The organism is Levilactobacillus yiduensis (genome assembly GCF_024718525.1).
Classification (GTDB): domain Bacteria; phylum Bacillota; class Bacilli; order Lactobacillales; family Lactobacillaceae; genus Levilactobacillus; species Levilactobacillus yiduensis.
Genome location: NZ_JAMXAZ010000013.1, coordinates 1 through 13494 on the forward strand (window position 1 = coordinate 1; position 13494 = coordinate 13494).

The window sequence follows — 13494 nt, forward strand, 5'->3', positions numbered from 1 at the left end:
AGGATACACCCGTTCCCATGCCGAACACGGAAGTTAAGCTTTAGCACGCCGATAGTAGTTGGGGGATCGCCCCCTGCAAGGATAGGACGTTGCCACGCGACTGAAAGGACCCAGTGATTGGGTTCTTTTTTTGTATTGTCATTGCGTTTAAAATCGGTGATAATAGGAGTATGCCGCTTTAGCTCAGGAGGTAGAGCGTTTCCATGGTAAGGAAGAGGTCGTTGGTTCAAATCCAATAAGCGGCTTATGGGTAATATGTGAAAGGTCATGTTTAAAGGGAAGCGCCACGTTGGATAAGAATATCCGGCGTGGCCTTTTTTTAAAAACACCGGACTTATGGTGACGGGCTAGCGTTCAACGTTGATACGCCGTTGTGCCAGAAGCAGTTTAAAAGCAAGGAAGAGATGGTAAGTAGTCACCCAGTTATTTGGCACGGGGACAGGTCCTTCTGCCGGCTAAACAACACCATCAATAACTCGGCATCGAAGCCGTTAATATCATAACTATCCTTGTTTTCCGAAGGTTTCCCGCTGTATACTTTAAGTATATGTCAAAGGTTAATTTGAGGAATGGAGACGGAAAAATGAAGGTTAAAATGATGGTGTTGGGCCTGGCCACGCTGGGTGCGTTGGGGTTAGGGGCCGCACCACTGACGGCGCAGGCTAGTACCACGCAGAAAATCGTATCGCAAAAGTCAGTAGCCAAATTTGGTAAGGTCACCGGCAACGCGGCCGGTAGTCTGTACGCGTTTCGTACCACTGATGGGGCGTTGACGCTGACCGCCACGCATCAGTTGAAGAATTTTAAGCATACAGCTTGGGAAATCAGCAAGTCGGCGCTGATCCAAAAGGCCAATGGCAAAACGTATCGTTACTACTACGTGAAGGCGCTGGGTGCCAAGCAGACGGCGCGTGGTTGGGTGTGGCACCGTTATTTGAAGACACCAACGACCGTTAAATTGGGGGTCCCTTACGTTAGCCAACAGGCCGTCAAAGCCTGGATGGGGTGTGAGTCGGCCAGCCTACTGGAGGGCCTGCACTATAAGGGCGTGTTGAAGTCGACGGGCCTCGTCGCCTTCATGAAGCATTTGCCACGCAGTAAAAATAATAATCCTAATAATGGGTTTGCGGGGAGTCCTTACAAAGTAACACCGGGTGTCTTTCAATCGATTTTCCCGCGGCCATTAGCCAAGTGGGGCAACACCTACACGCCCGTGAAGAATATTAGTGGGGCTAAGCTCAGCCAGTTGCGGTCACAGTTACGGCGGCACAATCCCGTCGTGGTCTACGTGACATTGCACTTTGCCAAAGCCCAGTATGGCCATTACTTCTGGGGGACCGGGATCAACAACAGTCACGTCATGTTGCTGGACGGTTATCGCAAGGGTGGCTATCACGTGGCGGATCCGAACCACGGCAAGTACTGGGTCAGTGCGGCTAAATTTGCGCGTAGCTACAACTACAAGCACTTCGCCGTCGCTGTCGAAGGGAGATAACTGAATGAAGCAGTGGGTAAAATATCTAAGTAGCGTGATTGTGGGCCTGGGGCTCTTGAGCGTGGGCGTCACTGCTCAGGCCCAACAGGTCGTAACCAAATCTGGCCGGACTTACAATTCACGCGTCGTCCGTAGTGCTGGTTGGCGGTTGTGGCGCACAGCGGCGACCAAACAGGCTGTCCGCAAGACGGGCAACCTGACCGGCAAGCTGGTCCAAATTGACCGGGTAGCGCACGTGGGGCAAGCAACCTATATGCAGATCAGTCGGCGGGGACACGTGTACGGTTGGCTGAATCAAAAGGGGTTGCGGACGACAAAGAAATTTGTTTTGCCATATACCTACACCAGTCAGCTGTACCCGTTATATGCGCCCAACGGCTGTGAAGCAGCGAGCTTGAAAATGGCGTTGTCGGTCAAAGGCATTGCGACCAAGACGTCACTCAAAACGATCATCAGCAAGATGCCTAAGGCCAAAACACCTAGTAAGGGCTTCGTTGGCAACCCTTACACGGAGAGTCGACCGGGAGAAACACGCACCATTTATCCCAAGCCACTAACGGCCTATACCAATACGTATGATGCCCGGGCTACCAACATTACTGGCGCTACGAAAAAGCAATTGATTCGTGAAATCAAACGTGGGAATGCTGTCATTTTTGCGGGGGCTTGGCGGATGCAAGGGTCCCGACCGTATCACGTTTTGACCCTGGTTGGGTATCGCCGCGGTCAGTTTTTAGTCGCTGATCCATACATGAAAAAGAGCTGGCCAAATAAAACTTATTGGACCGGCACACGTAATTTTATGAAAGTGTACCAATCCCGCCATTCGCGGGCGATTGCGGTGCGTTAAGCCGCTACTGGGAGTCACCGTTCAAAGGCGGTGGTTCCTTTTTTGATTGTTCAGTAAAGAACTTATTCTCTTCTGTCTATGAACCTGATAGGATATTGATTATCGGAGAAAGAACTACAGCACTTATAGACATGATAATTTTTGGAGGAGAATAACATGGCACAAAACGTACGAACAACTCTTTGGCTCACTGCCGCAGCAGCCCTCGTGGGGACGGGGATGCTGATTGAATCACCGAAGGCTAGCGCAGACACGACAGATAGCGACAGGTATGGCGAACTCACCCGTAAGCGCGTGCCGATTACGTCGTGGATGCCCAGTCCGGAATTGCGTAAGATTGTGTTGAAAACGCTTCAACAGATGGGGAAGCGCATCAAAACGGAAGAAGAAATTAAACCATCCTACATGAAAGAAATTACGGAAATCATTGTGGATGAGACCAACGTCATTGGTAGCGGGGTCCAAAGCCGTTTGCCGGTCAGCTTGGAAGGCCTGGAATTAGCCACCAAGCTCCACACGTTGATTTTAGATGGTGGCGTCACCAATTATGATCACGAAGGAAACACCGTCTACGGTGAGCATCCAACGACCGCGCCGCGCGGGAACGTGACCAATTTAAGACCCCTGAGTGCCTTAACGAATCTGCGCACGCTGAAATTACCGAACAACCGACTGTCAGATATCCGCGTTTTAGCTGGTGTCACCAGTCTGCGCGACGTGGATCTCAGCGGCTGCCAAATTGAAGATTTTAGTATTTTGAGTCAAGGTCAGTTTGATAGTTTCAAGAGCGATAACCAAATCATTACGCGGTCGGTCCTGCTAAACGACAACAAATTAGTGGGAAGCTTACCCAACAAGACGCGGACGCGGGATAATCAGCGTTATCAAATCAAGTCATTAGATAAATACGCGCTGTTAATGTTTACGGAAGAAACGCGTCATAAGGATAACGGCGATTTGATCTCAACGAAGCCATTCTACCGTGTGCACTTTAGCGGTGGAGAGGCCAAGCCTGATGGCCAAGATGGTTTGCAATTTGACAAGCTGCACTACCAAGAACAGTTGAAGCCTAGCGATAACTTTACGGACGGCGAGGTGACCAATACGGTTTCCAAGCAACGGTATGCGATGATGGGGGAAATCCGGGATCCTAAGAAACCTGACCGGGTGCTGTGGACGTTCGTTCAGCAGTATCGGCCCAAGGATGAATCCGCGCCGGTTAAAGTGCATTACGTAGATACGACGGGCAAAACGATTGCCGAAGATGATGTCTTAGAAGGCGGTATCGGTGAAGCCTATGACGCGCAACCTAAAGACATTGAAGGTTTCACGTACAAGGAGACTAAAGGATCGTTGACCGGGAGCTTTACCCAAACTGAACAGGAAATTACCCACGTCTTTGATGTCGCCGCGACTGATGTCGATGACGGCGATGATGATGGTGATGGGTCAGGCAGCGATGGGAACAACAACGGTAACGACGGAGACAACAACGGCTCTGACGGTAACGGTGGCGGCGATGCAGGTTCTGGCGGTGACGACGGAGACAATAACGGCTCTGACGGCAACGGAGGCGGCGATGCAGGTTCTGGCGGTGACGACGGAAACAACAACGGCTCTGGCGGCAACGGTGGAGGTAATGCAGGTTCTGGCGGTAACGACGGAAACAACAGCGGCTCTGATGGCAATGGCGGAGGCGATGAAGGCTCTGGTGGTAATGACGGAGACAACAATGGCTCTGACGGCAACGGAGGCGGCGATGCAGGTTCTGGCGGTAACGACGGAGACAATAACGGCTCTGACGGCAACGGTGGAGGTGATGCAGGTTCTGGCGGCAACGACGGAGACAATAACGGCTCTGACGGTGATGGGGATGATAACAACTCTGGCGGCAACGACGGGGACAATAACGGTTCTGACGGCAACGGCGGAGACGGTAACGTGACTGGACCGGGAGGCGGTGGCAACGGAGGCGGTAATGGCTCTGGTGGCGGATCGGGTTCTGGTGGTTCCGATGGCGGAGACGGCTCTGGTAACGGCGATGGTGACGACTCTGACGGCAACGACGGGGACAATAATGGTTCTGACGGCAACGGTGGAGACGGTAATGTGACCGGACCAGGAGGCGGTAACGGCGGCAACGGCTCTGGCGGCGGATCAGGCTCTGGTGGTTCCGAAGGTGGAGACGGCTCTGGTAACGGAGATGGCGACGGCGATGGTGACGGAGACGGCAGCGGTTCTGATGGCAACGGAGACGGCAGCGGTTCTGATGGCAACGGAGACGGCAGCGGTTCTGATGGCAACGGAGACGGCAGCGGCTCTGATGGCAACGGCGGCAACGGTTCTGATGGCAACGGCGGCGGTAACGGCTCTGATGGCAACGGAGACGGCAGCGGTTCTGATGGCAACGGAGGCGGTAATGGCTCTGATGGCAATGGAGGCGGTAACGGCTCTGGTGGCAGCGGGTCCGGCGACGGCAACGGCACTGACGAGGGCGACCAAAACGATACCGGCAACGGTGGTGGCTCCGGCAGTGGTACCGGTAATGGTAACAACGGTGGCGGCACTGGTACTGGCAACGGCAACGGTAACGGTAACAATGGAGGTGGCTCTGGTACTGGCAACGGCAGTGGTAACAACGGTGGCGGCTCCGGTAGTGGTACTGGTAATGGCAACAACGGGAGCGGCTCCGGGAACACCAACGGCTCTGACGCTGGCAACAACAACACTGGTACCGGCAATGGCAACAACACCGGTAACAACCAAGGCAACGACAACACCAACGGTTCCGGCACTGGTACTGGCAACACGACCGGTAATGGCAGTGGCTCAACTGGGAGTTCTACAGGTCAAACGGGCGTTGAAGACGACGCCGAAGATCAAGAAATCACTGGTTCCGACGCCGATGATTTGACGGGGAGCACAGGTGGTAGTTACGGTGGTGGCAGTAGTTCGCCAAGCGGGATGAGCTACGGCGGTTCCGGGTCCTCTGGCTACTCCGGTGGGAGCGGGTCAGGTTCTGGTTCCGGTAGCTATGGCCATTCTAGCGGCGGTACTAGCGGTGGTGGCTCCGGCTTCTTACCGCAAACGGATGAACAGCAGTCCAAGCTCGCTTGGTTCGGCGCGTTACTGGCAGCCTTCACGCTGAGTGGCTGGAAGAAACGACGTGACCACGAATAAGCAGCAGAATAGAACAGCGACATGTAAGCGTGACGGCTTAGCCCGTTGTTAGCAGATTTGGCCAAAGAAACGAGGAGGAAAACAATGCGTGGTAAAACGGAAAACGTTCCCGTAACGTTTACCCCATTACACTGGTTGGGAAGCTTGCTGGCGGCGTTTCGTGAGGAAAGTTACGAACCCAAGCAGCATCGCTAACTGAACACAAAAGGACCGGGAAAATGGCTATCCCGGTCCTTTTTACATAGCAATAGCAATTAAGCCTCTGCGCGTTGACGCTGGTCGAGGTGGTCCCAAGCACGACTCAGCTCAGTCGTGTAGGCGTTGAATCCCACCTGATTGAGGTGGTCATGGGCAGTAGTCCGGTCAAAGTAGGCCACGCGTTGGAGCTCCTCACGTTGAATCGTGAAATCCGTCAAGGCGTGGTCTGTTTGAAAGGCAAACCAGGCTTCGATCCAGTGAGTGTGCGGCTGCAACAAAAAGTTGTCGGCCGGACTGACGGGAATGTCCACACCCAGTTCCTCCGTGATTTCGCGGTGCATGGCGGCCGTGATGGTCTCGCCGGCCACAACGGAGCCGCCAACGGAACAGTCCCAGCAGCTGGGAAAGTTCAGCTTGTTGGGCGACCGTTGCTGCAAGAGCACCTCACCCGCGGTATTAAAAATAAAGGCATCGACCACCAAGTGAAAACAGCCCGGACGAACGGGGTCTTGGCGCTGTTGCTGGCCGACGCGTTGGAGACGCTGGTTGTACACGTCCCAATATTCAGTTAAACGATCTGCGGCCATGTCGGTCATCTCCTTACCTCTAATCCTAGCGTACCACTTTTAAGGCTAAAGGTTGACCCACAAATTAAATAATCGGGTTAGTCAGCGTCGTAACGGGTAATTTCGAACTGGTGATTTTCGTATTTCGCCATGTACACGTCGCGAATATTTTGCACGCCGTGTTGCTTGAGCTGGGCCAGTAACCAGTCTTCGTCGTGGCTCATCAGCTCTAAGACGTCGTAGTCAATCTGACCGTCAACGATGACCGGGTAGCGAATCGAGCCGTCGCCCTGCCGCAATACCGTGAGACTCCCGTTTTGTTCGACGATGGCCCGCTTCACGTCGTTGATTTGATAGACGCCCGCGGTCCGCAGCTTGAAGTCGATTTCTTTAGCGGAGAGGTTGGCTTTCAGACAATTGTGGACCAGCAGTTGGCCGTTACGAATCACGGTGATGGGGCCGCCGTCGATGAATTTACCAATGGCGCGCACGTGAATCTTCAGGTAGCGGGTCACCAGAATCAGCAGTGACCAGATCAGCAGGACGATGACGAACTGAATCAGCGTGACGGCGGAATTGTAAATGACCCCACCGACGATGCCCCCTAACACGTAGTTTTGCACCTGGTCGATGGCCGAAGTGGGCGCCAAATTGCCTTTGCCAGAGAAGTTGATCAGCAGCGTCATAAACACGAAACCAACTAGTAATTTAATAAAGACATCTGAATAGACGAACATAGTTTACTCCTTTACGATGGTGACTTTGGGCCGGTGTAGCTGGACGCGCTCCAACACGTAAGCGGACCCGTCAGCGTTGTAATCCAAACGGTAGTAGCCGCTGGGGGCCTTGATCAAGAGGTTGGTATTGGTCGTGGTCGCGTTGACGGCCAGCTTACTGGGGTGCACATCGAGTTGCTTGGCCACGTTTTGCACGGTCGCTGTGATTTCACCAGTCTGTTCGGTTGCCGAACGCAACGAGACCAGACCGTTGATTTGAAAGCCTAAAACCAGTAAAACTAATGTGCCGGTTATAATACTCATATCTTTGTATTTGACGTTCCACCGGTGTCGGAGGTAGTAAACGAATAAGCCGATGAAGACCGCTAAAAGCGCGATAATCAGCCCGATTCGCAGGTACTGCCAGCTATTGTGATGCGTGGTGAGATAGCCATAAGTATAGAATGTCATCGTGTACTCCCTTCAATGATTGCTAGGGATAAGTTTATCACGAAATTTGGCCGATGGGGGAAATGACGCGAATGACCTTTTAATTAAAAAAACAATGAGAGTATAATTAGAATATTTATTAAAAGGGGGTGTCGCCGTGGGCATTCAGATTACAAATCGCCAGTCGATCATTCAAATTGTGAAGGCGGCTAGTAGCGATATCATTGGCACATTGGGTGGTGACGTGTTCAGTTTTGCCTTGGGGTTGATGCTGTTGCACGCCACACATTCAGCCATTAGTTTTGGCCTGGGGTCGATCATTTATCCGTTAGTCGGTCTCCTGCTGGTCGTGCCAGTTGGTAATCTGGTCGACCACCGGCGGCACAAACCGTTGCTGTTGACCAGTCGGGGCGTGGTCGTCGTTAGTTTTGGGGTGTACGCCCTGGTGGCACCGCACGTCAGTAACGTCATGGTGCTGGCGGTCATCGTTTTGACGGTCATTGCCTGTGCGGACAAGGTGACGACCACGACCTACATGGCGTCCGTTCACGAACTGGTCAACGACGAACACGTCAAGACCCTGGCAACCATTGAACAAGCGGCGACGGCTGGCATCCAGTTAGTTTCGCCCGTCTTAGCAGCCATGCTGTATTCCTGGATTGGGTTCGAGGGCATCGTCCGGGCCGAAATGGTGGTGGAGATCACGACCTGGCTGATTGCGCTAAGCATGCGATTCCATCCGTTGGTCGATGAGGAGAATCCGACCGAAACGTCCAAGTCGCCGTGGGCCCAATTTCGGGTCGGCCTCGACTTCATCCGGACCCATTTCACCTTACAGGCCGTGGTTACCATGGGGGTGTTTCTCAACTTCCTGCTGGCCTCCATCGACGTCGGCTTGCCGTATGCGCTGGTACAGACGCGTCATCTAGGCAATAATCGGCTGAGCTGGGTGCTGAGTGCCTTTGCCGGTGGCGTGTTATTGGGAAATATCGTGCTGACTGCGCTACCGAGATTTAAAAATGTCTTGATGGCGGTCTTGCGGTTGTCCTTGAGCCTCGGTGGCGTCATCGCCGTCATTGGTATCTGCTTCATTGCGCCATTGCAGGGGATGACGCTGATTGGCTGGCTGATTGGGCTAGCACTGATCTCTGGCATCGTCTTGGCCTTCGTCAACACGCCGATGTCCGTGTATATGCAGATGACGGTACCCACCAAATTGCTGGGGCGCGTCGGGTCGACGTTTAGCACGCTGATGCAACTGGCCCTGCCCCTCGGGACCGCCGCTTACGGCTTGTTCTTCCAGAAATTTCCCGCCGGTCCGGTTTACCTGGTAACGGGCATCGTCATCATGGTGTACATTGGCTTTAACCTCATTTTAGTTCGCCGTCACGATGCCGCGGAGCAAATTAAGCGAGGTTGAGGACGTTTCGTGCTAAACTCGAAGGCGTAGATGAGACGAAATGGAGGGTTCCAACTATGCAAGAGTTTGATATCGTGATTATCGGCGGCGGCCCCGGTGGCCTGGCTGCGGCGTATGGTCTGCACGCCAACGACATGAGCGTGGCGGTGGTGGAAAAAGACCTGTGGGGTGGCACCTGCCCCAACCGCGGGTGTGATCCTAAGAAGATTCTGATGGCCGCCGTGGAAGCGCAAGGTCGCAGTGAGGCCTTACAGGGCCACGGATTGACCAGTGTGCCACAGATCGACTGGACCGCCCTGATGGCGAAGAAACGGGCCTACACGGCTAAGATTCCGAGTGGCACCAAGAGTGGCCTGCAGGCGGCGGATATCGCGACCTTTGAGGGCAACGCCAGCTTCAACACAGATGGCACGCTGTCCGTGGGTGATACCCGGTTGAACGCGGCCAATTGGATCATTGCCACGGGGCAAGAACCCCGGTTACTCAACATTCCGGGCAAGGAATTTCTGCGCACCAGCAACGACTTCTTGGACCTGGACCAATTACCCGCCGACATCACGTTGATTGGTGCCGGGTACGTCGGCGTCGAGCTGGCAGCGATTGCTAACGCCGCCGGTAGTCGTGTGCATTTGGTTCACCACAATGACCGACCACTCCGGGCTTTTGACGGCGACCTAGTCCACGACTTGATGGAACGGTTGACGGCTGAGGGGGTCGATGTGAAATTAGACACGGACGTCACCGCCGTTTCTGCCGTTGACGATCAGTATCAACTGGCAACGGCGAGCGGCGAGGCCTGGACGTCTGATCTGGTCTTTGCCACGGCTGGTCGGACGCCGGTGATTGCCGACCTGCATTTGGACCGCATCAATGTGGTCACGACGTCCCACGGTATTACGGTCAATGGCCGTTTGCAGACGACCAACCACCACGTCTTTGCGTTAGGCGACGTGGTCGATCGGCCGCAGCCAAAATTAACGCCGGTGGCCGGCTATGAGGGCCGTTACCTGACGGATACGCTGACCAACGGGGATGCTGACCCCATCAGCTACCCGGTCATCCCGTCAGTCGTCTACGGTAAAACGCAACTGGCTCAGTTGGGCGTGACGCCGGCTGAAGCTGTAGCGGCACCGGAAAAATACCACGTCAACGACCTGGACTTGACCCACTGGTACAGCTATCAGCGGACGGCCGACCCAGCGGCTAGAATCAAAGTGGTCGTCGATCAAACCAGCGGCAATATCGTCGGTGCGGCAGTGCTAAGCAGTGAAGCCGAACAGGTCATCAACTACTTGGACTTCGTGATTCAAAACCACATGAGCACGGCCGACATCAACCAGACGATTCTGGCTTACCCAACGCTGGCCTCTGACTTGACGTACTTTAATTAATTACTCAAGGTTGCGGGTGTGAAAACACACGATAGTATCCGCCTCCCGTCCGCCAAATATGAGCCGGAACGCGGTGGGCGGCGGGACGAGCCAAGGAGCGGTCTCGTCTCCGCGACTTTGAGCCGAAAGACCGCGTCTCAAAGTCGCCAGTTCCCTAACCGGCGTGAACCGTGCCGCTAAAGGAACTCCCACGGCTGAGCTCATATTTGGCGGACTCCCGGCTACGAAGATGTTTCACTGCCAGTTGGTCTAGTCTTTGGCAGCAGTTGAACTGCGGTTGAATCTGACCACTTTCCCGTACGATGTTCTCTGAAAAACGAATTGGGCCAGCCGCTTAACCAAGCCGATTGACTGGTAGCGGCATAAAACTGCGATTAAGACAGGAGTCAAAACAAGCACCTCCGAAAATCAGCAGGAGGTGCTTTTGTGTTGGCCAATTTTGGCGTATGATGGAATTTATTAGTTGTTGTGGTCAGTGTTGATCGACGAGCGAACCAGTGACCGCTACCGGTATGGTGTAGGCGTATATGTAATGATATGTTGTGCAGTGGCATGGCCGTTACTGTTTAAAAACAATGGTGCAAGATTGTCGTGTTGGCGGTTGCGGTCGGTTGCTGACAACCGCAAGTTTAGCCGAGAGTTCGCTAGATATGAGTTCAGCCGCGGGAGTGTTCTTAGCAGCTTGCTGGTTAGAACACTGGCACCTTGGAGACGTGTTCTTTGGCTCCAAGGTGAGGGGCGAGACCGCTCTGTGGCTCGGCCCGTCCGCCCACAGCGTCACGACTCATATTGCGCGCCACGGCTGGCGGCCAGTACATACAACGTCGCAGCACTGAACCATCCGACCGCAACGATTAGCGAGACTAAAGAAGGAGGAATCCGCGTGGCATTTCTAGGAACGTTATGTTTGATTTTGATTCTGACGACCTTAGCGGGCAACTTGTCCAACCGCTTGGGCGTGCCAGCAGTCATCGGTGAGTTACTAGTAGGAATTGTTCTGGGACCGGCGCTACTGAACTGGGTACAGTTAAATAGTTTAGTCAGCTTATTCGCCGATATCGGGGTAGTGATTTTGATGTTTCTCGGGGGGCTGGAGAGTAATCTGCAGTTACTGATGAAGTATTTGCGCCCAGCTATCGTGGTGGCAACCTCCGGCGTGATTTTTCCGGTGACCTTGATGGGGCTGACGTCCTGGTGGTGGGGCTTTACCCCGCTGGAGTCGCTCTTTATTGGGGTGATTTTCTCGGCGACCTCGGTCTCGATTTCGGTGGCCGTGTTAAAGGAATATCACGCACTGACCACGCGTGAGGGTGCCACGATCCTGGGCGCAGCAGTGGCCGATGACATCATTGGTGTGATTTTGTTGTCCTTGATGATCAGCTTGTTAGCGAGCCAGGGGATTCAGACGGCGGGAAATCATCCGGCGCTGGCCCTGGTATTGTTGGAACAGGTCATCTTCTTTGTTGGGACGTACGCCTTGGTCAAATGGATTGCGCCGTACCTCATGCACTTGAGCGAGCGCCTGGTCATGGCGTCCAGCGTGACCATCATGTCGATGGTGATCTGTCTGGGGATGGCCTGGATTGCGGATATCGTTGGGCTGAGCGGTGCGATTGGCGCATTCTTCGCCGGTATCGCCGTAGCCCACACGCCGTACCGCGCCGTCTTGGCCGACCACGTGGAGCCGTTGGGAAATGCGATTTTCATTCCCGTATTTTTCGTCAGCGTGGGGCTGAACATGACGCTGAATCACTTGGTTGAAAATCTTGGCATCATCGTGATCTTAACGATTCTCGCCTGCGTGACGAAGCTGATTGGGTGTGGCCTGGGCGCACGGCTAAGTGGCTTTAATGCCAACAGTAGTACCGTCATCGGCACCGGGATGATTGCCCGTGGCGAAATGGGATTGATCACCGCCCAGATTGGTCACGAGGCTGGTCTGTTGGGCGGTAGCGATTACTCCGCCATGATTTTAGTGATTATTTTAGCAACTATTTTAGCACCATTGCTATTGAAACAGGCGCTCAAACGCATGCCGGCCGGGCGACCAGAAGAGGCCGTCTGACAGTGTTGGGGAACACTTAAAAATTTTGTCAAAGGGGTAGGGGAGCAACATGCGGTTTAATCGATTATTTTATCGCCAGATTGAGTTTTGGTTTGGTGTGATGTTAGTGCTGGCGGGGTTGGTCTTTCTGTTGATGGGCCAAGCATTTACCATGAGTTGGTGGCTAACCATTGTTGAAATCTTGATTGGTATCGCCCTCATCGGGGACTGTCTGGTGGATAGTCTGCGATAGTTGGGTTAGAAAAGGCGCCTGGGATGCCTCCCGGACGCCTTTTCCAATTTGCGGGTTCTAGATTGGTTACCCCTACCTTACCGAAGTTAGCCGCCACCGTCAACGATTTTCGTTTTAATGAAGAAATGGTTGGCGACAACGACTGATGCATTCTTAACCCAATCGACTAGCTGACAGGGTTTGTAAAATTTGTTCGATTAGTTAATAATCAGACTTGCTTTCTAGGCGGAAGACGCGTAAATTTAATGCAAGATGAACGGTACACGGATTTTCAAGGAGGAGCAGTATGAGTAAACCCTATTTTCTGATCGGTCTAGCCGCGGTCAGCTTCGGCCTGGCAGCGACCAGCCTGACGAATGCCCAGGCCGCCACGTGGCACAAAGGCACGCCCAAGGTCATGCGCCACACCTGGTATTACAACGGTAAGGCGGACAACAAGGCCTACATCACATACAACAAAACCAAGAGTATTGGCAATCTGTTCGGCTACGATACGGACAGCGGGAGCTACTACCGGCTACCGGGCTATGGCTTGAAAAAGCTGAAATACCAGTCACTGGGCAAGCACGTTTACCGGGTGTCCGGCATCCAGTATTCCCCCAAAGGCAGTACGGTCCAATTCGACGGGCAACGCATGACGTACAAGGTCAAGGCCACCAAAAAGCAGCTGCACTTCTACAAGGGCTACCATAACTACGTGCGCAAGGCCAGCTTCGCGACGATCAAGACGCCTAGCGCGTTGAAATAGCAATTAGGTTCACACCAATGAAAAAGGGTCTGGGACAAAAGTCTCAGGCCCTTTGTGTCTCCGAATATCTGGTGTTGAAACCTGGGCCAAAAGGCAGCTGGTTCCGCTTAAAACTGATAAGCAAACAATCCAAACCCGGGATTATTCGCTTATCAGCCTTAATGCTCGCCAGCTAACCGCCTT

At 53.6% G+C, this 13494-nt stretch carries 11 protein-coding genes, 1 tRNA gene and 1 rRNA gene; 10 read left to right on the forward strand and 3 right to left on the reverse strand.

Features of this window, described 5'->3' with window-relative positions:
• From rrf to NGM66_RS08470, 5 genes are all read left to right on the forward strand, one after another.
• Window positions 1–98: ribosomal RNA gene (gene rrf, locus NGM66_RS08450) — 5S ribosomal RNA — on the forward strand; the annotation flags it as partial.
• Between the two features lie 74 nt (window positions 99–172).
• A tRNA-Thr gene (locus NGM66_RS08455) sits at window positions 173–245 on the forward strand.
• Between the two features lie 338 nt (window positions 246–583).
• Window positions 584–1495 carry a C39 family peptidase gene (locus NGM66_RS08460; protein WP_245155269.1) on the forward strand — a complete coding sequence of 304 codons (912 nt, stop codon included), beginning with the start codon at window positions 584–586 and terminating at the stop codon, window positions 1493–1495.
• A 4-nt stretch (window positions 1496–1499) separates the two neighbouring features.
• Window positions 1500–2345, forward strand: coding sequence for a C39 family peptidase (locus tag NGM66_RS08465; protein ID WP_208910845.1), 846 nt, complete (start codon window positions 1500–1502; stop codon window positions 2343–2345).
• A 156-nt stretch (window positions 2346–2501) separates the two neighbouring features.
• Window positions 2502–5525, forward strand: a complete 3024-nt coding sequence (locus tag NGM66_RS08470) for a MucBP domain-containing protein (RefSeq protein ID WP_208910844.1) — start codon at window positions 2502–2504, stop codon at window positions 5523–5525.
• 254 nt (window positions 5526–5779) lie between these two features.
• Here NGM66_RS08470 and NGM66_RS08475 read toward each other — a convergent pair whose 3' ends face one another.
• From NGM66_RS08475 to NGM66_RS08485, 3 genes are all read right to left on the reverse strand, one after another.
• Window positions 5780–6310 (reverse strand): NUDIX hydrolase, encoded by a 531-nt coding sequence (locus NGM66_RS08475; RefSeq protein ID WP_208910843.1) that lies wholly within the window; start codon window positions 6308–6310, stop codon window positions 5780–5782.
• A 77-nt stretch (window positions 6311–6387) separates the two neighbouring features.
• Window positions 6388–7026 (reverse strand): DUF421 domain-containing protein, encoded by a 639-nt coding sequence (locus tag NGM66_RS08480; protein ID WP_208910840.1) that lies wholly within the window; start codon window positions 7024–7026, stop codon window positions 6388–6390.
• A 3-nt stretch (window positions 7027–7029) separates the two neighbouring features.
• The gene (locus NGM66_RS08485) at window positions 7030–7476 is read right to left on the reverse strand and encodes a DUF3290 domain-containing protein (RefSeq protein WP_208910838.1); all 447 of its coding nucleotides are present in this window, start codon (window positions 7474–7476) and stop codon (window positions 7030–7032) included.
• Between the two features lie 136 nt (window positions 7477–7612).
• On the opposite strand from NGM66_RS08485, the gene NGM66_RS08490 reads away from it, so the two are divergent.
• The 5 genes from NGM66_RS08490 (at window position 7613) to NGM66_RS08510 (ending at window position 13311) form a co-directional block, all read left to right on the forward strand.
• Window positions 7613–8875 (forward strand): MFS transporter, encoded by a 1263-nt coding sequence (locus tag NGM66_RS08490; RefSeq protein ID WP_208910836.1) that lies wholly within the window; start codon window positions 7613–7615, stop codon window positions 8873–8875.
• Between the two features lie 56 nt (window positions 8876–8931).
• The gene (locus NGM66_RS08495) at window positions 8932–10266 is read left to right on the forward strand and encodes a dihydrolipoyl dehydrogenase family protein (RefSeq protein WP_208910834.1); all 1335 of its coding nucleotides are present in this window, start codon (window positions 8932–8934) and stop codon (window positions 10264–10266) included.
• A gap of 883 nt (window positions 10267–11149) precedes the next feature.
• On the forward strand, window positions 11150–12331 hold the full coding sequence (locus NGM66_RS08500; RefSeq protein ID WP_208910832.1) for a cation:proton antiporter: 1182 nt from the start codon (window positions 11150–11152) through the stop codon (window positions 12329–12331).
• Between the two features lie 49 nt (window positions 12332–12380).
• Entirely contained in the window at window positions 12381–12563 is a 183-nt protein-coding gene (locus tag NGM66_RS08505) for a hypothetical protein (RefSeq protein ID WP_208910830.1), read from the forward strand.
• Between the two features lie 286 nt (window positions 12564–12849).
• Entirely contained in the window at window positions 12850–13311 is a 462-nt protein-coding gene (locus tag NGM66_RS08510; RefSeq protein WP_208910828.1) for a hypothetical protein, read from the forward strand.
• The last annotated feature ends 183 nt before the right edge of the window (window positions 13312–13494 follow it).